Source organism: Nocardiopsis sp. JB363 (assembly GCF_900143625.1).
Taxonomy (GTDB): Bacteria; Actinomycetota; Actinomycetes; order Streptosporangiales; family Streptosporangiaceae; genus Nocardiopsis.
On record NZ_FRFF01000167.1, the window covers coordinates 36,352 to 60,789 of the forward strand.

The following is a 24,438-nucleotide window of genomic DNA, read 5'->3' on the forward strand; positions in this document are numbered from 1 at the left end:
CTACAACCACCCGTTGCGTTTGAAGAGCAGGTACAGGACGACACTGAGCAAGGCCATGCCCGCCAGGGTGATCGGCCAGGTGAACAACCAGTGGAAACCCGGCTGGGGGGCGATGTTCATCCCGTAGACAGAGGAGATGAGCGTGGGCACGACCAGGATGCCGCCCCAGGAGGACACCTTCCTCATCACCTCGTTCTGGGCCTGGTCCACGAGGCTGCCCTCCACCGCCATGATGTTCTGCAGCAGCTGGCGGAAGCCGTCCACGCGTTCGCGGATCGAGGCCACGTGGTCGGCGACGTCGCGCAGGTACTCGCTCAGCCCACCTCGTGGTTCCCCCACCACTCGCTCCCACCTCGCGGCGAGCCCGTCCAAGACCTCACCGAGAGGATCCACGGCCCGTTGCAGCATGATCACCTCGCGGATCAGGCCGTAGATGCGCCGGGAGACGCTCTTCTCCTCGTTGAAGACCTGGTTCTCCACCTCGTCCACGTCCTCTTGGAGTCCGGCGACCGTCGGCGCGTAGTCGTCGACCACCCGGTCCAGGACGGCGTAGACCACCCCGAGCGCGCCCTGGTCCCTCAGGTTCGCGTGTTCGTCCAGGCGGGCGCGGATCCCCTCGAAATCCGGCCCGACCCCGTTTCGGAGGGTGACGACGAGGCGATGGGTGGCGAAGACATGGGTCTCACCGACCCGCAGTCTCTCCTCGTCCTCGTCGTAGACCGCGGGACGCAGGGCCGCGAACAGGGTGTCGCCGTAGGCCTCGATCTTGGGCCGTTGGTGGGCCACGATCGCGTCCTCCACCGCCAGGTGGGGCAGGTCGAAGTGGCGGGCGATCTCCTCCACCTGCTCACGGTTGGGTTCGGTCAGCGCGATCCACGCGACCGAGGCGGGGTCGGCGGTGTTCGCCTCGTCGACCTCGGCGAAGGTGTCGACCACACGCGAGGACGCCCCCTCCCGGTACAGGACGATCCGGCGTTCCCCGGGCGGCGCGTCGACCGGCAGGGCGGCGCCCTCCCTGCCCAGGGCCATGGTGCGCTCGGGCGCGGACTCGGTCATGGGTCGGCCTCCTTCGGTTCTCCCCATGCCCGATCCTGGCCAAGACGGTGGCATTGGGCCAGGAGGACACGCGTTGCTCAGTCACCGATCCCGGAGGCTCGGACGGTGATGTTGAGCCGCCCCCGCAGACCGAGTGCGGGGTCGGCGGTGCCGGGGCGGACCCGGGGCACCCCGTGGTAGGCCATGCGGGAGGGGCCGCCGAAGACGAACAGGTCGCCGCTGCGCAGTTCGACGTCGGTGTAGGGCCGGTTGCGGTTCTCGGTGTTGCCGAAGCGGAACACGCACGTGTCACCGAGGCTGGCCGACACCACGGGGGCGCGGGAGAGTTCGTCGCGGTCCTGGTGCATGCCCATGCGGGCGTCGGCGTCGTAGAAGTTGACCAGCGCCACGTCGTAGGGGTCGCCCTCGTGGAGCGCGCCGTAGGCCTCCCGGACCGCGCGTTCGGCCAGGTCGTCCAGCAGGTCGGGAAAGGGCCGGACGGGCGTTCCGTCGGGCAGGGCACGGCTGTAGGAAAACGGTTTCCAGTGCCATCCCAGCGAGACCATCGCCACGCTCATGGTCCCGCCGCGCGGCATGGTGTGCCGTCGCATCCCGGCGGGACCGCGCGCCCACTCACGGCAGTGTTCGAGTAGTTCACGCTGGGCTGGGAAAGGGATCTTCCCGGGCAGGTGGACCGCTCCGGGTGCCACGTTCACCGGTGGAGAACCGAACAGGGCGTCGTCCATGGACCCATTGTGCCCCGCGCGTGGCGACTTCGCACGGGGCCCGGGTTCAGCGTCGGAAGAGGTCGCGGAGGTTGACGAACAACAGCACCACGACGATGAGGCCGATGGGGACGGTGACGGCGATGCGCCAGTCGGCGATGAAGGCCATCACCACCCCCAAGAGGACCGCGGTGATCACGACCAGAGCCATCACCCCGGTGAGGTACTGGACGAATCTGCGGCGGGCCACGGAGTCGATGGCGGCGAACGACAGCACGACGCCGAGCATCGCCCACAGGGTCATCTGGCCGTCGAGCAGGAACAGGGGCAGTGCCAACGAGATCAGCAACAGCGGGGTGCTCAGGGCCACCCACAGGTGCAGGAATCGGGTGGTCCGCTGCTCCCCCGAGGCGTAGGGCAGGTGCGGGGCCTTGAGGTGCCCGGTGGGAGAAGGCACCAGCGGGACGTCGCTGTCGAGGGCGCGCGAGTGGGTGTCGCGTTCGTCCGCGGTCAGGACACGCTTTTCGTAGACCTCGGCGAGTTCCTCCTCCAGCTCCTCGATCCGTTCTTCGTATTCTTGCGAGAGTGCCCTGGTCTGGGCTTCACGACACAGGACCAAGCGTGCGGACTCCAGCTGCCGCAGTTCGTCACGACGACGAAGGACGTCGGCGTCGTGGGCGCGCACCTTCCTGTCGAGGGTCCGCACGTGGGCGCGCAGTTCGGCGCGCGCCGCGGTCTCGGTGGGGGCGACCTTCTGCAACCCCACCCAGGCCAGCGGGTCGGCCCAGGATCGGCGGATGGTGCCGTCGCGTTCGTAGCGGGGTCCGCTGGGGGCGCGTTCCCCGTCGAAGAAGTCACCGGTGTCGCGTCCCCACAGGCCGCGGAAGCCCTTGACCCAGGAGGTCTCGTCGTCGATGAGGACGGCGTTCCACTCCCGGTCCCCGCCGGGGCCCAAACGCTCGCCGTCGCCACGGGCGTAGTCGACGAAGGGCACCCCGATGCCGTGCCGGTTCAGGGCGCTGTCGGCGCGGAAGAGGCGGTTGGTGATCCGCCGCCAGAAGCGGACCAGACCGCGCAGGAACGCCGGGTCGACCTGGATGAGGTAGTCGCCGGGCAACATCTGGTGGGAGTGGGAGCCGGCACCGACGTAGACCATCGGGTGGTCGCCGTCCCGGTGCAGGTCCGGGTCCTGCCAGGAACGGCGCAGATCGTCGCCGTGGTACTCGTGCGAGGAGGCGCCGACCCAGACCGGACGGGTGGTGCCGTCGGGGTTCTCCACGACGTAGATGGTGACGCGTTCCCAGTCGGCCTCGTGGTCGTTGACTCCGCCGTAGATGGTGCGCCAGTCGTTCATCGCGTAGAAGAACCAGTACTGGAGGATGGTGTAGCCGCCCTCGCGGGTGACGCGTCCGTAGTAGGTGGCGCCCCCGTCGTCGACCCGCTCACGGAAACGGGTGACGGCGGCGAAGGTGAGGCCGCCGGGGACCGCGCCGCGGATGAGCAGGGACAGCTTCATCAGGATGTCGAGGACACGACCGAGCACGCCCACGGCAGCCAGGCGTCCGCTCTTGGGGATGACCGAGCGCGCGATGCCCTTGAAGCGGCGAGCCTCCTCGCGCAGGGTTTCCTCTTGGACGAAGCGCAGGTGCTTGTGGCGGCGCGGCCACTCCTCCTCCGCCTGCGCGAGGCGATCGAGGGTGAGTTCTCCAACGGGGACGATGACGCTCTCGCGTCCGCCGGGTTCCTCGATCCAGAGACTGCAGTTGCGGACATAGGCGTCCACGTCGGTGGGGAAGAAGAGTTCGCCCTTGGTGCACATGAGCACCGGTTCGTGGGCGCGCAGAAGTTCGAGGTCAGTTGTCTCGGCCATGATTCGCACCAAGTTAGTGCATTCGACGCTGTGTGCGCGCTTCGCGGGAACGTGGGACGTGCCATGACCCAGTATGTTTCTTTGTGGAAATCACTTGCCGACATGGAAAGTAAATGTCAGCATAGAAACATGACGACCACGGGAGGCGTGCACATGCGCAGGGAAGATGCCTGGGACGCACTGGAACAGGCCCAGGACATGAACGAGAAGGTCCGTCCCATGGGCGGTTGGTACGCGTTCTACGGAATCGCGTTCGGGATGACGAGTCTGGGTCTGGTGCTGACCCTGGGCATCACCAACTCCGCCGCCGGAGCCCTCGTGGCCAGCATGGTGGCCGTGCCGATCATCTGCCTGCTGAGCGTCTACGCGGCGCGACAGCCGGTCAAACCCCTGGGGTACGGCCCACTGCACGTGTGGGGCATCGCCGTCTGGGGCGTGATCTACGGCGTCGCCCTGTTCGTGGGCATGTACCTCTTCCCCGGAGACCTGCTCTGGTGGGCCCCGATGGCGGTGCTGAGCGCCCTGCCGACCACGATCACCGGACTGATCGCCCTGCGTCGCAGCAGGAGCACGAAGTGACCCATCCACGCGTTCGACTGGACGAGGTCATCCACTCCCCCGTCCGCTTCTCCGTCGTGGCCGCACTGGCCTCGGCCGCCACCATCGAGTTCCGTGTCCTGCGCGACCTGGTGGAGGTCAGCGACTCGGTGTTGTCCAAGCAGATCGCCACCCTGGAGGAAGCCGAGTACGTCGCGGTGAGCAAGTTCCGGGTGGGGCGGCGTACGCGCACCTCGCTCACGCTGACCTCGCAGGGGCGCAAGGCCTTCGACCAGCACGTGCGGGCGCTGCGCGACATCGCCGACGGGGTGACGTTCCCCCTGCCCACGGACGACCAGGAGAACGGGTAGGGGCGGGCGGCCGCCTCGGGCCACCCGCCCCCGTTCTCAGGCCGCGATCCCGCGGCCGGACTCCCGACCCTCGAACCTGGGGGGCTCGGGGGTCGCGATGTGCGCGGGTCCCCCCACCTGTCTCCCTTCCGCCCGGGTGTGCGGTCCGGGGACGCCGTCCTTCGCCCCCGGACCCGTTCGGATGTGGCGTTCGCGCACCACCTTCTTCTCTGGGACGGCCGGGCCCGAACCACGGTCGCCTCGCGCCGCCCCGATACCGGCGATCACCACCAGCCCCATACCCACCAGTTGGATGCCGACCGGGGCCTGGCCGATGATGATCATGCCCATCACCAGGGCCACCGCCGGCTCCAGGCTGGAGAAGGTGCTGTAGCCGGTCCGGCTCATCCGCTGGAGGGCGAGCATCTCCAGCAGGAACGGCACCATCGGGAACAGCAGCGCGATGAGCAGGGTGAAGCCGATCAGTTCCAGGTTCGGCTCGGCGATCACGCCCGGGGCGCCCAGCGGTGCGGTGACCACCGCGCCCACCACCATAGACAGGGTCAGCCCGTGTACGGCGCCGAAGCCCGCGCCGACCTTCTGGGTGAGGATGATGTAACCGATCACGCAGACCGCTCCGGCGAGCGCGAAGCCGATACCGATCAGGTCCAGGTCGCCGTGCCAGGGGCGGGTCAGGCACACCACGCCGACGACGGCGGCGACGATCCACACGAGTTCGCGACGGCGGCGCATCGCGGCCACCGCCACCACGAGGGTGCCGAGGAACTCGATGGAGGTGGCGGTGCCGAGCTCGATCCGCGCCGTCGCCTCGGAGTAGAACAGCATCATCCCCGCACTCGCTGTGCCCAGGATCACCACCGCACCCAGTTCACGCCGCTTCGCCGCGCGCACGGCCCGCCACAGGGGGCGACCACCGATCATGAGCAGCAGCAGCGCGGCCCACGCGAGTCGGAGCCAGGTGACCGTGGCGGGGTCCGCGTGTTCGAAGGCGGTCACGGCCAGCGCGCTGCCGGTGTGCAGCGTGAACATGCCGATGAGCAGCATCAGAGGGGCCGGGACCCGGAAGCGGGCAGGGCTGAATGAGGGGAGGAAGGAGCGGATCACCCGACCATTCGATCCAAGCCCTTCGTTTCTGTCCACGAACTCATGGTTGATGAACCATGTAGTTTTGGTGGATGGATTTCACCCGCCTGCGTCTCCTCGTGGAGTTGGACCGACTCGGCACGATGGCGTCGGTGTCCGAGGTCACAGGCATGAGCACCTCGGCGGTCTCCAAGCACCTCGCCGTCTTGGAGAAGGAGGCGGGGGTGGACCTGCTCGCCCCCGACGGACGCCGGGTGCGCCTCACCCCGGCCGGGCGCAGGCTCGCCGAGCACGCGGTCGACATCCTCGCGCGCGTGGAGGCGGCCCAGGCCGAGTTCGACGGCGAGGCCGACCCGGTGGGCCGCGTCGACCTGGTCATGTACACCTCGGCGGCGCCGATCGTACTGCCGGCGCTACGTCGACTGCGCCGCGACCACCCGGGGATCGACATCCACCTGACCGAGTACGAATCGGAGCAGGCGCTGGCGCTGTTGCAGGACGGCGAGGCGGATCTGGGGGTGGTGTACCAGTACAGTCTTCTCCCCCGACGATTCCCGGGGACGTTGACGGTACATCCGGTGGGGACGGAGGGGCTGTTGCTGTCCCAGCCCTCTCATGGGGCGGACAGCCGTACCCTCACCCGTCGGCGACTGCGCGAGCTGACCGACGCCGCCTGGATCGCCAGTCCCTACCGGGGTGACGAGGAGGCGCTGGTGCACCGGATGTGCGCCGACGCGGGGTTCACCCCCCGGATCGTGCACCGGATCGACACCTTGGAGCTGTTCGAGGAGCTGGTGGCCACCGGGCTGGGCGTGGGTGTGGTGCCCCGCCTGTCGACCGTCACCCGTCGAGGCGTGGCCCACGCGCCACTGGGCGAGTTGGGCGGGGTGCGTCAGGTGTACCTGGCCGGGCGTACCGGCGGCTGGTCCTGGCGGCCGATCCGGGTGGTCGCCGCCTACCTGCACCAGGCCGCCGAGGACGTGCTCGACGACGTCCCGCCCCTGCCGTGGTCCACGGTGCCGGACTGACCGGTGCGGCGCCGACCCCTTCGCGATCGCGGCCCGACCGGGTCAGCCCGCGATCGCGAAGGGACCCACCGATGGCACCGGCACCTTGCTGGCGGCCTCACGGACCGCGGTGAGCAGGGGTTCGGGTGTGGCCCCGGCCCGAGAGAGCACGATGACGTGCCGGCGGGCGGTCTCGCGCACCCCGCGTACGACGATCTGCGGGTGGTGGAGGCCGGTCCAGGCCAGACGGGGCATCAGGGCGACCCCCAGGCCCGCTTGGACCATGGAGAACACGGCGCTGAAGTCGTCGACGGTGTGCACCACGCGCGGCTGGAAGCCTGCCTGGTTGGCGGCGGCGGTCACGCAGGCGTGCCAGGCCGTGCCAGGTGCGGACATGATCCAGTCCTCCTCGGCCAGGTCGTCGGCCAGGTGGAGGCTGGTGCGCGTGGCCAGGGGGTGTTGGTAGGGCAGGATCGCGTCGAAGAGCTCGACCATCACCCGGTCGGTGCGAAAGTCCGGGTCACCGGCGGCCGGCAGGTGGCTGGAGGACATGGTGACGGCCACGTCCAGTCGGCCCGAGCGCACCATCTCGGCGCTCTCCTCCGGTTCGGCCTGCACGACCTCGAAGCTCCACCCGGGGTGGCTGTCGCGCAGCCGGGCCAGGGCGGGCGCCACCAGGTCGCTGATGCCGGTGGAGAAGGAGCCGACGCGAACGACGCCGCGGTCTCCGCCGGAGTACTCGGCGAGGTCGGCGGTGGCGCGTTCCATCTCCGCGAAGATCACGTGCGCGCGTTTGAGCAGCACGCGGGCGGCCCCGGTGAGTAGGAAACGTCGGCCCTGACGTTCCACCAGTGGGACACCCGTCTCTTTGGCCAGGGCGGCCAGCTGTTGGGAGACGGCAGAAGGTGTGACGCTGAGCGCCTCCGCGGTGGCGGCCACCGTGCGGTGGTGGTCGAGGGCCTGGAGGAGCTGCAAACGCCGGACATCGATCATGAACCCAAGTTATGGCAGGACCATAAGGTTTCGATGTGATTTCGATCCGATCATGGGTTCTTTCCAGGTGATTCGCTGCACACCACCCGGGCCGCCACGCCACACTTCGACGAACCCCAAATGGAAAGATTCGCACTTTTTCTCTATTGACGATGCCGTGCGCAGTTTTTCCTCGTGTCGCGTCTTCCCCTTCCGTTACCGGCACGTAGAGTCAGACTCACAGCTCAACCACGAATCCGCATCGAGCGGCTTTCAGGGGTGCCAGTGCCCAAGCTGGTGGAACGGGTGAGAAGAAAATGCAAACTTCGCTGATGACCAAACCTCGACCGAACAACGTCGGAGTCCTCGGTTTCCGTTACCTCGGTACCCACGAGGTGGAGGAACTCGCGGACCTGTGGGGTGCCCTCCACCAGAGGCACACGGTGACCGCTCCCCACATCGAGGACATCATCAGCGCCGTGAGCCTGGACGAGTCCTGGCGCAGGCGCCGTGCCCAGTACCTGTCCTGGATGTCCGACCCCGACACCATGGCGATCCTCGCCGAGAACGAGGGCGACCTGGCCGGGTACGCGATGGTGACCCTTCGCGAGAACGCGCAGGGCAGCTGGGATCGGGGCGACCAGATCGCGGTCGTGCAGACCTTCGCCATCGACCCCGAGTACACCGGCACCGGGGTGGGATCCAAGCTCTTGGAGGAGGTCCGCCGGCAGCTGGCCGCCATGAACGTGCGGGACGTCGAGTTCTCCGCCCTGGCCACCGCTTCCGAGGACATCCACTTCCTGGAGGAGGAGGGTTTCCGACCCTTCGTCACCACCATGGTGTGCCGCGTCGACGGCTTCGGCGCCCACGACTGAGACAGTGTTCGCCTTGGTCCTTCACTGACGACGCGGACCACGTTCGGACGCCAAGGGCACGGGAGCTTTACTTCCTCCCCTGCCACGTCCGACGCTCGTTCCTCGCCGACGCCCGGCGTCGCGCAGCGGACCGCCGGCGCCCGAAGGTAAGGATCCGGCCGACCTGTCCTCGAACCGGCCCCCGCGCGGTCATACCCACGTCCCGCGCGGGGGCTTCTCCCTGTCCGGCCCCCGGCGACACACCCCGGCGGCGCTCCGGCCGAAGGCGCTACGCTCGCCCCGTGGCCTCCTCCGACTCGAACACCTGTGTTTTTCCCGGCTGTAGCCGACCGGTCCCCCGCGGTTCCTCCCCCGGACGTCCGCCGCAATACTGCGACCTGCCCGAACACACGCGGTGGCGGGCCTGGAAGGAACGCCAGCGACAGGCACAGGAGGCGGAGAACGCTCAGAGCGAGGCCCTCGCCGAGCAGCGGGAACAGGGCCCCGCCATCGCGCCGCGGGCCGCCGAGCCCGTGACCGCCGCACGACTGCGCGCCGACGATCTGCTCACCCGCTTCGCCGTGCAGACCGAACAGCTGAGCGCGACCCTGAACGCGGCCACCGAGGCCTTCTCGACCATGTCCGACCCCGCCGCCGCCGAGGCCCAGGTGGAGGCGGCCCGTCTGGAGTCCGCCCGTAGGGTCTCGGAGGCCGACTCCGCCCGGTTGGAGGCGGAGAACCGTCGCCGAGAGGCCGAGGCCGCCCGGCGCGCCGCGGAGGAGGCCACCGCCGCGGCCGTGGCCGACACCCAGGAAGCCGAGCGCATGGCGGAGGAGGCCCTGAATCGCAGGGACACCGCCGAGGCCGAGCGCGACCGGTGGGAGGAGTCCGCCCGTGTCGCGGGTCTGGAACGAGATGCGGCCGTGGCCGAGGCCAATGCCGGGTTGGCAACCGCCGAGCGTCGGATCACCGACACGATCGAACGTGCCCGCGCCGACCTGGAGCGTGAGCGCACCGAAGCGGCGCTGCGCCTGGACCGGTCACGTGGCGAGGCCGAGCGGGCCCGGGTCGAACTGAGCGAACAATCCCGGTTGCGCGAGGATGCCGATCTGGCCGCGCGGGAGGCCCGTACTCGCGCGGAGGCCGCCGAGGATCGGTCCCACCGGGCCACCCGGGATCTGGAGACGGAGCGGTCCCGGTTCGACACCGAGCTGGAGCGCGCCCATCAGCGGCTGGAGTCGGACCGTACGGCCGCCGAGGGTGAGCGCGCACGTCTGACCGCCGAGCTGGAACGGTCGACCGCGGATCGCGAACGACTGGCCTCGGAGCTGGAGTCCCAGCGCCGTAACGCCGAGTTGACCCTGAACGAGGCCCGCGAGGCCGGGGCGGCGCGGCTGTCGGTGGCCGAGGAGGCCCGTGACCTGGCCCTGGAGCGGGCCGAACGGGCCGAGGCGGAACTCGACTCCCTCCGAGACCGCGCACGTGAGGAGGCGGGCTCCACCTGAGCCCGCCCTGCATATGACTTACGTCCCCTTTAGTACCTTTTATTCGGCTTAGGATGGTGGCCGTGCGAGATCTGGGAACCACTGGTGACACCGGCGCGATGCCTCTGGGCGACGGTCGGCCCGATCAAGGTCCCCAGCGTGCGACCGTGGGCGAACGCCCGCGTCCTCGGCTGGACCTCAGGGCGATCTTCGGTCTGGAGGCCGGGACCTGGGCGTGGACGACCGCCCTGAAGGCGACCGTGGCGATGACGTCGTCCTTCGCCCTGGCGGCGCTGCTCTTCGGCCCCCAGGTCGGCACGCTGGCCGCTCTGGGTTCCATGACCGTCCTGTACGAGAAGAAGACCCCCTACTCCTACCGGGCCGCGGCCCTGGCCCTGGTCGGTCTGGGATTCGTCGTCGCGGTGGCGGCCAACTCTCTGGCCGCGTCCCTGTCCCCCTGGGCCGCGGTGGCCTCCATCGGGGTGACGGCCGGACTGGCCACCTGGGTGTGCGCGGCTTGGCGGGTCGACAAGCCCGGCCCCATCTTCTTCGTCCTGGTCGCCAGCATCTCCACCATCGCCCCCGGCGGCCCGGCCGACGTGCCACTGCACGCGCTCATCGCCGCCTTGGGCGCGTCCGTGGGCTGGCTGGTGTCGATGTCCGGTGCTCCGCTGCGATCCCGTCGCCCCGAGTACCAGGCGGTGGCCGCGGCCTACCGCACCCTCGCCACCCTCCTGAGGGCGGTGGGCACCCCCGAACTCGACCACGCTCAGCACAAGGCGTCGGTGGCGGTGGCCGACGCCTGGCGCATCGTGCTGCTGGGACAGACCCGCGGCTACCGCACCACCGCGGAGGCCGCCCGGCTGCGCGCGCTGCTGCGTTGGGTCTCCGACGTGCACTTGGCGGCGACGCAGGTCTGTATGGCCAGAACCGCTCGCCTGCCCGAGGAGTCCGCGGACTTCGCCGACCGGATGGCCGTGGCGGTGGCCGATCCGGAACGCGCACCCGATCCCGGGTCGTTGAACGAGCTGCGCCGCGGCATGCGGCCCCGTTCGTTGGAGGCACGCCTGTACAGCCTCCTGGCCCGGGCGGCCCAGACCGCGCACCGTGGTCCCGACGAGGAGGACGAGCGTCGTACCGCCGACCTGCACGACGAGCGTTATCCGGCCCTGTTGTCGGCCCTTCGCTCCAGTCTGAGCAAGGACTCCCTGATCCGTCCGACCGCACTGCGGATGGGACTGACGGTGACCGCCGCCGGGGTCTTCGGGCTGTGGATGGGGCTGGACCACTACTACTGGGTGGCGCTGACCACCACGGCGGTGCTCCAGGCAGGCAGCGTGGTACTGACGCTCAACCGTTCGGTGCAGCGTTCCCTCGGCACCCTGCTGGGCGTGGTGGCCGGGGTGGGCCTGCTCATGTTGGAGCCGCCGTTGGCCGTGGTGATCGTTCTGGCCGGGCTGATGCAGGGTGCCACCCAGCTGGTGGTGGCGCGTAACTTCCTGTACGCCTCGGTGCTGTTGACCCCGATGGCGCTCATGCTCTCCTACACGGCCAACCCCTACCCGCTGGCCGAACTGGCCGGATCACGGCTCATCGACACCGTGGTGGGGTCGGCGTTCGGTCTGGCCGGCTCGCTGCTGCTGTGGCGCAAGGCGTCGGCGACCCGGTTGCCACAGGCCATCGGCAAGGTCCTGGAGAGCACCCGTCAGTGCATGATGGCCGCGCTGGACCAGGACGTGGTGCTCGACGAGGAAGACCGTTACCTGCTGCGTCGGGACATGCGGGCGGCCACGGTCAGCCTGCGGGGCGTGTACGACAGCGCCATCGGCGACGTGCCCCGGTCGGCCTCCACCCGACCGCTGTGGCCGGTGGTGGTGGCCACCCAGCGCATCGGCTATCTGGCGCTGGCCGCGCTCTCTCAGGACCGCGGCCCCGAGCCGGTGGGCACCATCACCCTTCAGCGCGTGGACCTGGCGTTCCGTGAGCTCATCTCGGCCATGGAGGAGCGCCGGACCCCGCGGTTGGGCGCGCTTCCCCGACTGTCCGCCTATCCGCGGATCAACATGGAACTGCGGGCGCTGGCCACCGCCATGACGACCGCGGTGGCCCAGGATGAGAGGTCGGCCCATCAGGAGGCCGAGCGAAGGGCCCGCCGAGAGCGGCGCCGTGCCCAGCGCGACGTGGACGCCGACCTGTAACGAGGGCGACGGGCCCGCCTCGGCTCAGTCCTCGTCGAGGACGGCGAAGGCCCGGACCGGGAAGGCCGCCACCGCGCGCACCTTGGCGGGAACCGCGTGGAAGGTGAAGCCCTCGGCGGGGAGTCGATCGAGCAGGCACAGGTGGCTGACGATCGGCACACCCGCGGTGAGCAGGGTGGCCTGGGCGGGACGGGACCCCTCGGTGGCCGGTGAGGTGTCGTCGACCCCGATCGAGTCGATGCCGACCAGCGTGACCCCCGCCTGGACCAGGGTCTTGGCGGCCGTCTCGGTCAGGTGGGGGTGCTCATGGGTGCCGTAGGTCTCTGTGCGCCAGTGCCGGTCCCAACCCGTGCGGAGCAGGACGGCGCGGCCGCGCAGGTCCAGACCGGAGAAGACCTCGGGACCGATCTGGCGGTGCCCGGTGGCGTCGACCACGATCCCGCGCAGGCACGCGACACGGTCCAGGTCCAGGTCGGCGGGGTCGGCGGCGTCGCGGTAGGAGTGTGCGGGGATCTCGACGTAGGTTCCGGTCGCCCCGACCATCGAGACCCGGCCGCTGCTGTCACCGTGCCCGGGGACCGCGCCCGCGACGGTGGTGCTCTCCTTGATCACGGGCTCGGGCAGTCCGGGGCAGGTGGTCATTCCGTCGGTGATCTGGTGGCTGACGTCGACCAGTTTCGGCATGGGTGTGCTTCCTCGCTCGCGTCCGGAAAGAGGGCCTCTGAACAAGACCAGAGGTCTAGACCACAACTCTAGCGCGCGTGGCGCAGATCACGACAGTGGTTCAGGGCCCCGATCGAACGCCGTCCGGCCCCCGCTAAACTCGTAGGGCACCTCAGCGGACCGTCGCCCCCGACGGCCGCGCACCCTCACAGCGCACTCACCCACCGAGAAGGGGCGACTCCATCGTGTCACTGTACGGAGCGGCCAGGTCCGTCGTCGCACCCGCCAGCCGCATGGCGTGGCCCCAGCGCGTGGAAGGCGTCCACCACGTCCCCGCGAGCGGCCCGGTGATCCTGGCCGTCAACCACCTGTCATTGATCGACCCCCTCTTCGTCGGCGTCGCCTGCCCCCGCCAGGTGCGCTTCATCGCCAAGCAGGAGCTGTTCGACGAGAGCACCCTGGTGAAGAAGGCCTTCGCACGAGCCCTGCGGGCCCTGGGGCCGCTCTCGGTGGACCGTCGTCCCGGACAGAGCTCCCAGGAGGCCATGGACAACAGCCTGGCCGTCCTCGAAAGCGGCGAGGTGTTCGGGATCTTCCCCGAGGGCACCCGCTCCCCCGACGGTCGCCTGCACAAGGGGCAGACCGGGCTGGCCTGGCTGGCCCTGACCACGGGCGCACCGGTCGTCCCGGTCGCGCTGGCCGGCACCGGACGTATCCTTCCGCCAGGGCGCAAAGTGCCCTCCTTCAACCGGGTGGGGATCCGGTTCGGCGAGCCCGTGGACCTGTCGCCGTGGCGGGACAAGGCGCACAAGGCCAAGCCCCGCCGGGAGGCGACCGACGCGATCATGGACGCGATCGCCAAACTGTCGGGACAACGGCAGGTGGCGCGCTTCGCCGCTTCGGTCAAGGCCGAACTGGAACAGGAGTGACTTTCCCCACAGCTTTTTCCGGGCTGATTCACCCTTGACGGGGCGTTGACCCGAGATCGAGGGCCCCTTTTTCGAGCCCGAATCCGGGCGCCGGCCTGGCCTTCGAGCATGCGGGGCCCTTGGAGCGTCCTCGTTCTCCCTGGAAGCGGGAACGAGATTCCCTACCCTTATAGTGGGTTTTCCCGGTGGCCACACCGGATAGTTTAGGCAAGCCTTACCTTTCGATGGCGTCCGACCCTGGCGCGAAGACTTGGAGCTGTGCGATGACGCGACCACTGCGAGTGGGAATCGTGGGTGCGGGCCCGGCGGGCATCTACGCCGCGGACCTGCTCACCAAGGACGAGACCCTGTCCGCGTGCGGCACGTCCGTCAGCATCGACATCCTCGACAAGCTGCCCTCGCCGTACGGCCTGGTCCGCTACGGCGTGGCCCCCGACCACCCCCGGATCAAGCAGATCCAGGGTGCGCTGCACAAGATCCTCGACAAGCCCCAGATCACCTTCTACGGCAACGTCGAGTACGGCGTGGACCTCAAGCTCGAAGACCTGCGTCGCCACTACGACGCGGTCGTCTTCGCCACCGGCAGCGACCGCGACCGTCCGCTGGACATCCCCGGCGTGGACCTGCCCGGCAATCACGGCGCCGCCGACTTCGTCTTCTGGTACGACTCCCACCCCGACGTCAACCCGTCCTGGCACGTGGACGGCACCAGCGTCGCGGTGATCGGCGCGGGCAACGTCGCCGTCGACGTCGCCCGCATCCTGGCCAAGGACGCCGACGACCTGCTGTCGACCGACATCACCGACAACGTCTACGAGGGTCTGCGCGCCAAACAGATCACCGACGTGCACGTGTTCTCCCGTCGCGGCATCGCCCAGTGCAAGGCCACCCCGATGGAGCTGCGCGAGCTGGACAAGCAGCCCGGCGTGGAGGTCCTGGTCTACGCCGAGGACTTCGACATGGACGAGGGCAGCCTCAAGGCCTGCGAGGACTCCAACCAGGTCAAGACCAACGTCAAGGTCCTGCAGAACTGGGCGATCCGGGACGAGCGCGGGGCCGAGCGGCGCCTGCACCTGCACTTCCTGCACTCACCCGCCGAGATCCTGGGTCAGGACAAGGTCACCGGGATCCGCACCGAGCGCATGGAGCTGACCGGCGAAGGCAACGTCAAGGGCACGGGCGAGTTCATCGACACCGAGGTGCAGGCCGTCTATCGCGCCATCGGCTACCTGGGCTCACCCCTGGCCGACCTGCCCTTCGACGGCGAGCGGGGCGTGGTCCCCAACTCCGAGGGCCGGGTCCTGGACCTGGACGAGGCCCCCATCGACGGCGTGTACGCCACCGGTTGGATCAAGCGCGGCCCCGTCGGCCTCATCGGACACACCAAGGGCGACGCCCTGGAGACCGTCACCAACCTGGTCGCCGACCGGGACTCCTTCACCCCCGCCACCGAACCCGACCCGGTGTCCTTCCAGGCCCTGCTCTCCGAGCGCGGTGTCGAGTACACCACGTGGGAGGGCTGGCAGCGCATCGAGGCCAAGGAGGAGGAGCTGGGCGCCGAGCGCGGCCGCAAGCGCCTCAAGTTGCTCAGCCGCAAGGAACAGACCAGCGTCGCACGCCAGGCATAGCCTCGCGCGAGCTTCCCGGCCGGTCCCGCGCCCCTTTGCGGGACCGGCCCTCGCTCTTCACCCGTCGCCGCCGATTCCGGCATCGTGAGATTGCACATTCGGCTCTCTCCGGATTCGTGGAACAACTCCCCGGACCGATGGGTTAGAGTCACTGTTGGTCGGTGTGGTAGCAAGTGTCCCCCGGGCCTCAACTATTGCCTTCGCGGAATACCGCGTCCGGCACCCGCCCTTCGGGGTGGGACGGACCGGACGGCCAGGAGCCCCGTTGTGCCCCGCGCCGAGAGGCGACCGCCATGCCGACCATCAACCTCGTGCCCCGCTCCCACCGAAGTGGGAGCGGGGCATCGTGGTCTCTCCCGGAAACGTAACGAAGGACGGTCAGGCGTGGACGAATGGTCCCCCCGACAGCCGGATTCCTCTGGCCCGCCCGACGATCAGTCGGACGGTACCGACGCGCGGCAGCCGCGCCCGGAGAATCCCTACCGCATCCCCCAACGGCCACCCGGGGCTCGCCCCAAGGACACCGGCGGTCTCGGTTTCGGGCACCCGCGCCCCGCGGACCCCGAACCGAGCACTCCCGCCACCGAGGCCTGGGAAGCGCAAGGGGATACCGGTGGGACCGAGGACGCCGAGCGCCCGGACCGCGCGCTCGGTGGCGGTGACGCGCCCTGGAGCCCACCCGAGCCCGAGACCTCCTCCGAGCGGAACCCCGCCGACAGCCCGCGCCCCTGGGACGTGGCCCCCGCCGATTCCGCGTCGCAGGATCGTGAGCGGCCCGCGGAGAACCTGTGGGACACCCCCGGCGGTGGCGGTGCTGCTTCCTGGGACGTCGGTGCCGAGCCCGCGCAGCAGAGCCCGACCTCTTCCTTCGAGCCCGAACCCGAACCCGAACCCGGCCCCGCCGGCTGGGGTCTGGCCCCCGAACCACCGGCCGGCCAGGACAGCTGGAGCCACGGCCGAACCGAGGAGCAGGGGCTGGACCAGGATCACTGGAACGCACCGGCCCCCGAGACCTCGTGGGACGACGCTCAGAGCGGTCGGGAAACCTCCGGCGACCACCCCGAGTGGGGCCGGCCCGCACAGTCCGCGCCAGGCGACCACGGCGGGCAGGCCGGCGACCCACGCAGATCCTGGGGCGAGGAGACCTTCCCGGAACGCCCCGAGAACGAGTGGGGCGAACCAGCACAGAACGCCCCCTGGGAGCACCAGGCGGCCTCTGGGGCCGGCGAGGACCACTGGGGCGCCCCGGCCGCGGCCGAGTCCGCTCCGGGCGGCTGGGAGCCCTCCACGGAGTCCGCTCAGAACCACTGGGGAGCGCCCGCCCCCGACCCCCGGGAAGGCTGGGGTCAGACCCCGCCGGAACCGGCCTCCACCGAGTCCTGGGAGACGCCCTACCGCGGGCAGGCCACCTACGGGGGCGATACCCCCTACCCGGGTTCGGCCCCGCTTCGGCCCGAGGACGGCATCACCCCTCAGCAGGAGAACCAGGGCCAGGGATACGAGTACCTCTACAGCGGTCCCGGCGGCCAGGGTCCCGGAGGCCCCCAGGGCCCCGACGGCCCCGACGACGGCTACCACGACAACGACGCCTACGACCCCGGACCGCCGCGGAAGAAGTCCCGCCGCGGACTGTTCATCGGTCTGGCCGCGGTCGTGGTCGTCCTGGCCCTGGTCGGCGGTGGAGTGGGCTGGTACGTCTACACCCTGCCCGAGCCCGAGGAGGCCACCACCGAGTACGAGGCCGCCTGGGAAGAGCAGGACTTCGCCCGACTGGCCGCCGTCACCACCGGTGACGACGCCGAGGCGATCCTCGGCGGAATCGACGCCGGTCTGGGTGTGGACGGGGTCGACGTGGAGATCGGTACCCCGGTCACCGACGGCGGCACCGGAAGCGCCTCCTACGAGGTGACGCTCTCGCTGACCAACGCCTCGGACTGGGGCTGGGAGGGCGAACTCCCGCTCGTGCGCGAGGACGGTGAGTGGTGGGTCGACTTCTCCCCCGAGGTCGCCTACCCGGGACTGGGTGAGGGCCAGGTACTCGCCCGCACCGCCGTGTTCGGCGAGCGCGGCCAGATCCAGGCAGCCGACGGCACCCGCCTGGACACCCCGGACGTGTCCGGTTCGCTGCAGATGATCATCGGCGGACTGGGCGAGGCCGACGAGGACGACATCGAGCGGTTGGGCCCGGCCTACAGCATCGGCGACACCGTCGGTAAGAGCGGGCTCCAGCGCACCTACGAGGAGCGCCTGGCCGGTGAGGCCGCGACCACCATCCTGATGGTGGACGCCGCCGCGGCCGAGGAGCCCGACTCGTTGGAGGCCACCGAGGACAACACCCTGGCGACCCTGGACGGGTCCGACGGCGAGTCCATCACGACCAGTGTCGACATGGGGGTCCAGAACGCGGCGTCGAACGCCATCATCGACGCCGACGACCCGGCCGGGCTGGTCGCGATCCGCCCTTCCACCGGGGAGATCCTGGCCGCGGTGAACGTGCCCGGCGGGTTCAACCGGGCCTTCGAGGGCCAGTACGCGCCCGGTTCGTCGTTCAAGATCGTCACCTACAGCGCGCTGTTGGACAACGGTCTTTCCACGGACGCCACGATGGACTGTCCCGAGGAGTACGAGCTGGGCGGGTGGCCGTTCCGCAACGCGGGCGAGGCCGAGTACGGCGAGCAGTCGGTGACCGAGGCGTTCGCGACCTCCTGCAACACCGCGCTCGTGCACGAGATCGGTGAGCACCTGAACCCGGAGACGCTGCTTTCCAGCGCCGAGCAGTTCGGGATGAACAAGCCGTTGGACATCGGAGTGACCACCCACGAGCCCAGCTTCCCGCCGGTGGACAGCACCACCATGATGGGCGCGCAGGGCATCGGTCAGGGCCAGATCCTCACCTCGCCGCTGCACATGGCGACGGTGCCCGCGGCGGTCGCCGACGGTTCGTGGCGGCACCCGGTCCTGGTGACCGAACCGGCCTCCGAGGAACTGCCGGAGCCGACGGCCATCGCCAACGCCGAGGCGCTGCGGCCGATGATGCGCGCGGTGATCACCGACGGCACCGCCAAGAACGTCGACTTCGATGGCGAGGTGTACGGCAAGACCGGAACCGCGGAGTACGGGACGGCCGAGGACGCCGACGAGGACGACGAGCTGCCCAGCCACGCGTGGATGGTCGGTTACAAGGGCGACGTGGCCTTCGCCGTGGTGGTGGACGGCGGCGGTGGCGGTTCGGCCGTGGCCGGTCCGCTGGCCGCGAAGTTCACCAACGCGCTCTAGTCGGTCCCGCGCTCGAAACCCACCGATGAGACTGCTCCCTGGGAGTGGGACCGCAAACCCGGTCCCATCGACCAGGGAGCAGTTTCGTGAGAGCGGATGGCTCGCTCGTCCCTCCCGACGCCCGAAGACGTGATCCTTGCGTGCTCCGGGCACGCAAGCGCAAGTGCAAGGGAATGGCGAGGAGTCGTTGGTCCGGCCGGGGCGGGCTCGACCGTCGATTCCGCCGATCGACGAGGGGCCGGACCAGCCGATGCGAAGGCCGGCGGGGCGAGAGTCCCGCATGTGCTCGCCTTCGGCCATCGGAGTGATGTCCGAGTCGGTCGAGTTCGGGTGAGAAGCAGGCTTTCCCCACGCCACTGCCGTCTCTCCGACGCGCAAGAAGGAGGTCGGGGTTGCACAGAGCGAGTCATTATTACTTTAAGTAACTAGACAGATGCATAGTGTTATGAACAAAGGTGTGCGGGCATTCCCTTCAGCGGCGCCGAAAACGGATTCCGCTGACCGAGGGTCGGAGGAACAGGCGCTTCCCGGACCGACACGGTGTCGGTCCACGTCGGAAGGACAAAGCATGAACCGCAAGACTGTCGCTCGCATCGCCTTCGCCGCCGTCGTCGCCCCGACCCTGGCCTTCGGCGCTCCCGCCGCCGCGATGGCGGACAGCTACTTCAACGCGGAGTCGACCGCCGCCGGTTTCGAGGGCGCCGCCAGCAACAGCGTGACCGCCATCGCCGTGGATGGTAGCCACAAGCACGACGGTGGCTCCTACTTCGAGCACAACGCCAGCGCTGCGGGCCCCCTGGGTGCCGCCAGCAACAGCACCACGAGTGCGGCCAACTAACTCTGATCCTGCCGGGCGCGGCGATTCCCGAGCCGCCGCGCCCGGCCATGCACCGGAGGAAGAGGTAACGCCAATGCCCTCAGTAAGAGGAGCGCTGTGCGTGGGTATCGCGGCAGTGGGCCTGACGGTGGGCGCGCCCTCACTGGCGATGGCCGACGCGGGTTTCCAGCACGACTCCAGCTCCGCGGGGCCGGAGGGCGCCACCCTGAGCCTGGTTCGCAGCCACGTGAGCGATGACGGAAGCGTGAGCTACGAACATGTGACCTACACCGCTGGTCCTGGGAGCGCGGGAGTGGACCGGATCAACAGCATGGCCGAATGAACCATCACGGCCAGGGCGGGCAGTCGTCGACTGCCCGCTCACGTGTGTCCGGGCCGAGGGCCCGATCGCGCACACGGCTGATCGCACGAACGGTGAGCGGAAGGAAGAGATGCGCCACCATTGGAAACCCATACTCATGGGAACGGCTCTGACGTTGTGCTGCGCGGGTGTGACGGGCGGAGCGCACCCCGACGCGACCGGCCCGAACCCGAGCGCCACGTCCCCGGTCGCCCAACCCGGCGTCACCGCCGAATGGCCGCCTGCCTGGCTCGACGCCTCGTCGACGGAGTCGTGGCCCGAGGCGGAAGAGGAGACCCTGCGCCTGGTGAACCAGGAGCGGGCCCGAAGCGGCTGTGATCCGGTCCAGGTCGACGAACGCCTCGCCCAAGCCGCTCGCGAGCACAGTCGCCACATGGCCGGGCAGGGCAAGGTCACCCACGTCGGTTCCCAGGGTCGATCCTTCACCCAACGGGCCAAGGCAGCGGGTTACGACCGGCCCTCGGGCGAGGTCACCGCCGCCGGCTACGACACGGCCGCCGAGACGGTGCGCACCTGGGTCGAAAGCTCGGGACACCGGAAGGTACTCCTGAATTGCGACTCGGTGGACACCGGTGTCGGGGTGGTCACCGCCGAGGACGGCGTCTACTGGACCCAGGTCTTCGGGCTCGGTTCCTGAGGCCGCTTCCCGTCCACGGAGCGGCCATCGCGCACACACGCGCCACGCCTCGCCCGCGGTCGGGTTCGTCCACACTCTGAAACCCGCACGCCCATGGGGAAGGTTCCGTCGGTCGACGGGACCTTCGCCCATGTCCGAGGGTCGCCGGTGCCGGCCGTGGTCGACCGAAGGGCCCCGCTCCGGACACGATGTCCGGGCTACGGGGCCCCTTGAGCGTGACGAACCGGGTCCGCCCGGTGAGCTATCCGACCGGGTCGGCGGGTTCGGTCCGGCCGTCCGCGGTCTCCCCCTCTGGGACCGGGTCCGGCACGGTATCGGTTCCCTCGCTGCTCTCCGAGGTTCCGGTGGCTCGTGGCTGGTCCGGTTGTGGGGCACTCGGAGTGAGGACGAACAACAGCACCAAGAGCCCCGCGGTGACCGCGGCGATCAAAGCGCAGGCCACCCATGGTCTCCAGCTCCGTAGCCCAGGGTCGGCCGGGGCGTCCGGATCGTCGATTCCGAAGGCCTCTAGACGGCCGGCCAGTTCCGGAGCGTCCTCGCTGAGCTGTTTCTCGATCTCAGCGAGAATCCTCCGTTCGTGTTCTCTCAGGGACATGGCACCCTCCTCAACCGCCGGGGAAGGACTTCGTCGTCGGGTGCTAACAGTCTCCCCCAGGCGGGCGGCGCTTATCCAAGCGTCCACAGGTTTTTCCGGGTCCCTTTTCTGCCGGTTCGCGAAATCGGGGCGAGAGCCCTCATCGCGCGAGGGCCATAGGTCCCCGACCAGAGGGGAAAGAGGCCCTCATCCGGGGTAGCACTCGACCTCGGTGGCCTTGACCCCGGCCCAGACCTCCTCGCCCCGGGCGAGCCCGAGTTCGGCCAGGGCCGCCGGAGTGATGTCGGCCGCCAGGGACAGAACACCCTCCAGGTTCACCCGCACCTGATCGCCGAAACGTTCGATCCCCTCCACCCGCAGCCGCCACATGTTGCGCGGGCTGCCGTGGGGACGCTCCTGGTACAGGGCCACGGCGCGCGGGGGGAAGGCCACCAGGACACGCCCGTGACGGGCTTCCCGGACCTCCACCCCGGCGGGCTCTCCCGAGCCGTCTCCGTCCAGGGTGACGGTGCCTCCTCGCGCCTCGCCCCGGAACAGGTTGAGGCCCACCAGTCGGGCGACGTAGGTGGTGCGGGGGCGGCGGGCCACCTCGGCCGGTGTGCCCTCCTGCACCAACCGGCCGTCCTCGATGACGGCGATGTGGTCGGCCAGCACCATGGCGTCGAGCGGGTCGTGGGTGACCAGGACCGTCACCCCGTCGAACTCCTCCAGAAGGTGTCTCAGGCGCGAGCGCACCGCCACACGCGTACTGGCGTCCAGAGCGGCCATGGGTTCGTCCATCAGCAGCATGCGAGGGCGGACCGCCAGGGCACGGGCCAGAGCGACCCGTTGGGCCTGGCCACCGGACAGCCGCGGTGGCCGGGACGCGGAGTGGTCGCCCAGGTCCATGTGGTCCAGCAGGGCACGGGCGCGTTCGCGTGCCTCGGCGCGCCCCACGCCCTGACAGCGCGGCCCGAAGGCGACGTTGTCGAGGGCGCTCATGTGCGGGAACAGCAGGTAGTCCTGGAAGACCATGCCGATGGGGCGGTGCTCGACGGCCGTGGTGGTGTGGTCGTCACCGTTCAGGCGGATGTGTCCGCCCGTGAGCGGGACCAGACCGGCCAGGGCGCGCAGAGCCGAGGACTTCCCGGCCCCGTTGGGCCCCAGCAGCGCCAGGATGCGGCCGGGCGGACAGGACAGGCGGACGTCCAGATCGAACGAACCCCGACTCAATCGCAGGTCCGCGTCCAGACCCGGGTGCGGCGAGGGATCGGAGTCGGTCGGGGCAGGGGTGGTCCGGGTGGCCATCAGGGGTTCACCCACCTCTCGCGCAGGGTGACCAGGACGGCCAGGGAGACCAGGAGCAGGACCAGACTGAGCACGATGGCGGCCTCGGGGTCGCGTTGCATGGCCATGTAGACCGCCAACGGCATGGTCTGGGTGGTACCGGGGAAGTTTCCGGCAAAGGTGATGGTGGCGCCGAACTCACCCAGGGCGCGCGCCCAGCACAGGATCGCGCCCGCGCCGATGCCGGGAAGCACCATGGGCAGGGTGACACGGGTGAAGATCGTGACGCGGCTCGCGCCCAGGGTCGCGGCGGCCTCCTCGTACCGTCGGTCGGCGCCGCGCAGCGCCCCCTCGACGGTGATCACCAGGAAGGGCATGGCCACGAACACCTGGGCGATGACCACGGCGGCGGGGGTGAAGGGCAGGGTCAGTCCGAACCAGGCGTCCAGGTAGCGGCCGACCAGCCCGTTGCGGCCCAGCACGAGCAACAGGGCCACACCACCGACCACCGGGGGGATGACCAGGGGGATGGTGACCAGGGCCCGCACGACGCGGCGGCCGGGGAACTCGGTGCGCGCCAGCATCCAGGCCAGCGGAACACCGAAGGACAAGGAGACGAGGGTGGCCACCGTGGCGGTGGACAGCGACAGCCACAGGGCGGCCAGCACCTCGGGTTCGGTGACGCGCTCCACCATGGTGGGCCAGGGCGCGCGGACGAGCAGCCCGGCGAAGGGCAGGATCAGGAACGACAGGCCCACCAGCGCGGGCAGGACGAGGATCCAGGGGACCCGCCCCGACCGGGTGCGCGGGGCACGCCGATCGGAGCGGGTCGCGACGGCGGTCACGGGGTGCCGAACCCCGCGTCCCGCAGGACCGGGGCACCCTCGGTGGTGACGAACTCGACCCAGGCGGCGGCCAGGTCGGTGTCGCCCGAAGCGGAGAGGACACCGATCGGGTAGTCGTTGATCGCCTCCTCGGACTCGGGGAAGTCCAGGCCCTCCACCCGGCCCTCGGCGGAGATGACGTCGGTGGCGTAGACCAGGCCGGCGTCCACCTCGCCCAGCTCGACCTTGGTCAGGACGGCCCGTACGTCCTCTTCCAGGGTGACGGGGGTGACGTCCAGGTCGGCGGCCTCCAGCGCGGTCACCGTGGCGGCGCCGCAGGGCACCTCCTGCGAGCAGAAGGCCACGTCGACGTCGTCCTCGGCCAGGTCGGCGAAGCTCTCGACGCCGGCGGGGTTGTCCGGTGGCACCGCGATCCGCAGGTTGTTGGTGACGAAGACCTGTCCGTCCTCGCTGTGTTCAGCGGCCCAATCGGCGTCCAGACCCTCGCCCTCCACGACCTGGCCCATGGTGTCGGTGTCGGCGGCGGCGAACACGTCGGCGGGTGCGCCGGAGTTGATCTGCTGGGCGAGTTCGCTGCTGCCGGCGAAGTTGAAGGTGACCTCCACCTCCGGGTTCTCCTCCTCGAAGGAGGTGGCGATCTCCTCGAACACGTCGGTGAGGGACGCGGCGGCGAACACGGTGAGCTCACCACTGAACGCGGCGCCGTCGGCCCCTCCCCCGGACCCTTCCTCGGTGTCGGCGCCCCCGCCGGAGCAGGCGGTCAGCGCCAGGACGAGTGCGGCCGTGGCCGCGGTCGGTCCGTGGGCGGTACGCCTCGGGCGGGGGGAACGAGCGGTGGGCTCACGCATGGTGTCCTCCGGTGGTCTCGATGATGACGTTGGTGGACTTGACGACCGCGGTGGCCACGGTCCCGACCTCCAGGCCGAGCTCGTCGGCGGCCTCACGGCTCATCAGGGAGACCACCCGGTGTGGTCCGGCCTGGAGTTCGACGGCGGCCATCACCTGGTCGCGGACCACATTGGTCACCAGGCCCTGGAAGCGGTTGCGGGCGGAGGAGACGCGACGGCCCGGGTCGTCGTCGACGCCGGCCCGCATGAAGGCCGCGAGTTCGGCGCCGTCGAGACGGCGACGCCCGGTGGTGTCGCGTTCGGCTGGCAGTCTCCCGGAGTCGACCCAGCGTCGGACGGTGTCGGCGCTGACCCCGAGCAGCTCGGCGGCCTCACTGATCTGGAAGGTGGGCATACGAAGAACCTACTAGCCGCAG

The 24,438-nt window shown here is 69.9% G+C and carries 23 protein-coding genes; 12 read left to right on the forward strand and 11 right to left on the reverse strand.

Going from position 1 to position 24,438, the window contains the following annotated elements:
- From BQ8420_RS25320 to BQ8420_RS25330, 3 genes are all read right to left on the reverse strand, one after another.
- Window positions 1-1,056 carry a magnesium and cobalt transport protein CorA gene (locus tag BQ8420_RS25320; protein WP_087101896.1) on the reverse strand — a complete coding sequence of 352 codons (1,056 nt, stop codon included), beginning with the start codon at window positions 1,054-1,056 and terminating at the stop codon, window positions 1-3.
- A gap of 77 nt (window positions 1,057-1,133) precedes the next feature.
- Window positions 1,134-1,781 (reverse strand): alpha-ketoglutarate-dependent dioxygenase AlkB, encoded by a 648-nt coding sequence (locus BQ8420_RS25325; protein ID WP_087101898.1) that lies wholly within the window; start codon window positions 1,779-1,781, stop codon window positions 1,134-1,136.
- Between the two features lie 46 nt (window positions 1,782-1,827).
- Window positions 1,828-3,630, reverse strand: a complete 1,803-nt coding sequence (locus BQ8420_RS25330) for a hypothetical protein (protein WP_087101900.1) — start codon at window positions 3,628-3,630, stop codon at window positions 1,828-1,830.
- A 129-nt stretch (window positions 3,631-3,759) separates the two neighbouring features.
- Here BQ8420_RS25330 and BQ8420_RS25335 point away from each other — a divergent pair, with 129 nt between their 5' ends.
- Window positions 3,760-4,209 carry a hypothetical protein gene (locus BQ8420_RS25335; RefSeq protein ID WP_235006487.1) on the forward strand — a complete coding sequence of 150 codons (450 nt, stop codon included), beginning with the start codon at window positions 3,760-3,762 and terminating at the stop codon, window positions 4,207-4,209.
- Window positions 4,206-4,538 (forward strand): transcriptional regulator, encoded by a 333-nt coding sequence (locus tag BQ8420_RS25340; RefSeq protein ID WP_087101903.1) that lies wholly within the window; start codon window positions 4,206-4,208, stop codon window positions 4,536-4,538. The genes BQ8420_RS25335 and BQ8420_RS25340 overlap by 4 nt, the downstream gene beginning before the upstream one ends.
- Before the next feature lie 36 nt (window positions 4,539-4,574).
- On the opposite strand, the gene BQ8420_RS25345 is transcribed toward BQ8420_RS25340, so the two are convergent.
- The gene (locus BQ8420_RS25345; RefSeq protein ID WP_087101905.1) at window positions 4,575-5,642 is read right to left on the reverse strand and encodes a DMT family transporter; all 1,068 of its coding nucleotides are present in this window, start codon (window positions 5,640-5,642) and stop codon (window positions 4,575-4,577) included.
- A 71-nt stretch (window positions 5,643-5,713) separates the two neighbouring features.
- Between BQ8420_RS25345 and BQ8420_RS25350 the strand changes: the two genes are divergently transcribed.
- On the forward strand, window positions 5,714-6,649 hold the full coding sequence (locus tag BQ8420_RS25350; RefSeq protein ID WP_087101907.1) for a LysR family transcriptional regulator: 936 nt from the start codon (window positions 5,714-5,716) through the stop codon (window positions 6,647-6,649).
- 42 nt (window positions 6,650-6,691) lie between these two features.
- Here the strand turns inward: BQ8420_RS25350 and BQ8420_RS25355 are convergent, their stop codons facing one another.
- Complete coding sequence (locus tag BQ8420_RS25355) at window positions 6,692-7,621, reverse strand: LysR family transcriptional regulator (protein ID WP_087101909.1); 930 nt, start codon at window positions 7,619-7,621, stop codon at window positions 6,692-6,694.
- Between the two features lie 311 nt (window positions 7,622-7,932).
- On the opposite strand from BQ8420_RS25355, the gene BQ8420_RS25360 reads away from it, so the two are divergent.
- The 3 genes from BQ8420_RS25360 (at window position 7,933) to BQ8420_RS25370 (ending at window position 12,136) form a co-directional block, all read left to right on the forward strand.
- Window positions 7,933-8,475, forward strand: a complete 543-nt coding sequence (locus BQ8420_RS25360; RefSeq protein ID WP_087101912.1) for a GNAT family N-acetyltransferase — start codon at window positions 7,933-7,935, stop codon at window positions 8,473-8,475.
- A 281-nt stretch (window positions 8,476-8,756) separates the two neighbouring features.
- Window positions 8,757-9,959 (forward strand): hypothetical protein, encoded by a 1,203-nt coding sequence (locus BQ8420_RS25365; RefSeq protein WP_087101914.1) that lies wholly within the window; start codon window positions 8,757-8,759, stop codon window positions 9,957-9,959.
- A gap of 98 nt (window positions 9,960-10,057) precedes the next feature.
- On the forward strand, window positions 10,058-12,136 hold the full coding sequence (locus BQ8420_RS25370) for an FUSC family protein (RefSeq protein WP_235006498.1): 2,079 nt from the start codon (window positions 10,058-10,060) through the stop codon (window positions 12,134-12,136).
- A gap of 24 nt (window positions 12,137-12,160) precedes the next feature.
- Here the strand turns inward: BQ8420_RS25370 and BQ8420_RS25375 are convergent, their stop codons facing one another.
- Complete coding sequence (locus BQ8420_RS25375; protein ID WP_087101918.1) at window positions 12,161-12,820, reverse strand: cyclase family protein; 660 nt, start codon at window positions 12,818-12,820, stop codon at window positions 12,161-12,163.
- Between the two features lie 224 nt (window positions 12,821-13,044).
- Between BQ8420_RS25375 and BQ8420_RS25380 the strand changes: the two genes are divergently transcribed.
- The 6 genes from BQ8420_RS25380 (at window position 13,045) to BQ8420_RS25405 (ending at window position 20,468) form a co-directional block, all read left to right on the forward strand.
- Window positions 13,045-13,728: a 1-acyl-sn-glycerol-3-phosphate acyltransferase gene (locus BQ8420_RS25380; RefSeq protein ID WP_087101920.1), complete on the forward strand. Its 684-nt coding sequence runs from the start codon at window positions 13,045-13,047 to the stop codon at window positions 13,726-13,728.
- A gap of 281 nt (window positions 13,729-14,009) precedes the next feature.
- Entirely contained in the window at window positions 14,010-15,356 is a 1,347-nt protein-coding gene (locus BQ8420_RS25385; protein WP_087102067.1) for an FAD-dependent oxidoreductase, read from the forward strand.
- A 384-nt stretch (window positions 15,357-15,740) separates the two neighbouring features.
- Entirely contained in the window at window positions 15,741-18,632 is a 2,892-nt protein-coding gene (locus BQ8420_RS25390; RefSeq protein ID WP_087101922.1) for a penicillin-binding transpeptidase domain-containing protein, read from the forward strand.
- Between the two features lie 568 nt (window positions 18,633-19,200).
- A complete protein-coding gene (locus BQ8420_RS25395) occupies window positions 19,201-19,470 on the forward strand; it encodes a hypothetical protein (RefSeq protein ID WP_087101924.1) in 270 nt (89 codons plus the stop codon).
- Window positions 19,471-19,570: 100 nt separating this feature from the next.
- A complete protein-coding gene (locus BQ8420_RS25400) occupies window positions 19,571-19,792 on the forward strand; it encodes a hypothetical protein (protein ID WP_235006489.1) in 222 nt (73 codons plus the stop codon).
- 136 nt (window positions 19,793-19,928) lie between these two features.
- On the forward strand, window positions 19,929-20,468 hold the full coding sequence (locus tag BQ8420_RS25405; protein WP_160049431.1) for a CAP domain-containing protein: 540 nt from the start codon (window positions 19,929-19,931) through the stop codon (window positions 20,466-20,468).
- Between the two features lie 241 nt (window positions 20,469-20,709).
- Here the strand turns inward: BQ8420_RS25405 and BQ8420_RS25410 are convergent, their stop codons facing one another.
- The 5 genes from BQ8420_RS25410 to BQ8420_RS25430 form a co-directional block, all read right to left on the reverse strand.
- A complete protein-coding gene (locus BQ8420_RS25410; protein ID WP_087101930.1) occupies window positions 20,710-21,063 on the reverse strand; it encodes a DUF3040 domain-containing protein in 354 nt (117 codons plus the stop codon).
- Between the two features lie 186 nt (window positions 21,064-21,249).
- Window positions 21,250-22,350, reverse strand: a complete 1,101-nt coding sequence (locus BQ8420_RS25415) for an ABC transporter ATP-binding protein (RefSeq protein WP_087102068.1) — start codon at window positions 22,348-22,350, stop codon at window positions 21,250-21,252.
- Entirely contained in the window at window positions 22,350-23,174 is an 825-nt protein-coding gene (locus tag BQ8420_RS25420) for an ABC transporter permease (RefSeq protein WP_087101932.1), read from the reverse strand. The genes BQ8420_RS25415 and BQ8420_RS25420 overlap by 1 nt, the downstream gene beginning before the upstream one ends.
- Complete coding sequence (gene modA / locus BQ8420_RS25425) at window positions 23,171-24,022, reverse strand: molybdate ABC transporter substrate-binding protein (RefSeq protein WP_087101934.1); 852 nt, start codon at window positions 24,020-24,022, stop codon at window positions 23,171-23,173. Before modA ends, BQ8420_RS25420 begins: the two co-directional genes overlap by 4 nt.
- Window positions 24,015-24,416, reverse strand: coding sequence for a molybdopterin-binding protein (locus BQ8420_RS25430; RefSeq protein WP_087101936.1), 402 nt, complete (start codon window positions 24,414-24,416; stop codon window positions 24,015-24,017). The genes modA and BQ8420_RS25430 overlap by 8 nt, the downstream gene beginning before the upstream one ends.
- Window positions 24,417-24,438: the final 22 nt, after the last annotated feature.

What these genes read in the sequence shown, in the direction of transcription:
- BQ8420_RS25320 (WP_087101896.1), bottom strand. Translation starts at nt 1,056, where the DNA reads ATGACCGAGTCCGCGCCCGAGCGCACCATGGCCCTGGGCAGGGAGGGC.
- BQ8420_RS25325 (WP_087101898.1), bottom strand. Translation starts at nt 1,781, where the DNA reads ATGGACGACGCCCTGTTCGGTTCTCCACCGGTGAACGTGGCACCCGGA.
- BQ8420_RS25330 (WP_087101900.1), bottom strand. Translation starts at nt 3,630, where the DNA reads ATGGCCGAGACAACTGACCTCGAACTTCTGCGCGCCCACGAACCGGTG.
- BQ8420_RS25335 (WP_235006487.1), top strand. Translation starts at nt 3,760, where the DNA reads ATGACGACCACGGGAGGCGTGCACATGCGCAGGGAAGATGCCTGGGAC.
- BQ8420_RS25350 (WP_087101907.1), top strand. Translation starts at nt 5,714, where the DNA reads ATGGATTTCACCCGCCTGCGTCTCCTCGTGGAGTTGGACCGACTCGGC.
- BQ8420_RS25355 (WP_087101909.1), bottom strand. Translation starts at nt 7,621, where the DNA reads ATGATCGATGTCCGGCGTTTGCAGCTCCTCCAGGCCCTCGACCACCAC.
- BQ8420_RS25360 (WP_087101912.1), top strand. Translation starts at nt 7,933, where the DNA reads ATGACCAAACCTCGACCGAACAACGTCGGAGTCCTCGGTTTCCGTTAC.
- BQ8420_RS25370 (WP_235006498.1), top strand. Translation starts at nt 10,058, where the DNA reads ATGCCTCTGGGCGACGGTCGGCCCGATCAAGGTCCCCAGCGTGCGACC.
- BQ8420_RS25375 (WP_087101918.1), bottom strand. Translation starts at nt 12,820, where the DNA reads ATGCCGAAACTGGTCGACGTCAGCCACCAGATCACCGACGGAATGACC.
- BQ8420_RS25395 (WP_087101924.1), top strand. Translation starts at nt 19,201, where the DNA reads ATGAACCGCAAGACTGTCGCTCGCATCGCCTTCGCCGCCGTCGTCGCC.
- BQ8420_RS25405 (WP_160049431.1), top strand. Translation starts at nt 19,929, where the DNA reads ATGGGAACGGCTCTGACGTTGTGCTGCGCGGGTGTGACGGGCGGAGCG.
- BQ8420_RS25410 (WP_087101930.1), bottom strand. Translation starts at nt 21,063, where the DNA reads ATGTCCCTGAGAGAACACGAACGGAGGATTCTCGCTGAGATCGAGAAA.
- BQ8420_RS25415 (WP_087102068.1), bottom strand. Translation starts at nt 22,350, where the DNA reads ATGGCCACCCGGACCACCCCTGCCCCGACCGACTCCGATCCCTCGCCG.
- modA (WP_087101934.1), bottom strand. Translation starts at nt 24,022, where the DNA reads ATGCGTGAGCCCACCGCTCGTTCCCCCCGCCCGAGGCGTACCGCCCAC.
- BQ8420_RS25430 (WP_087101936.1), bottom strand. Translation starts at nt 24,416, where the DNA reads ATGCCCACCTTCCAGATCAGTGAGGCCGCCGAGCTGCTCGGGGTCAGC.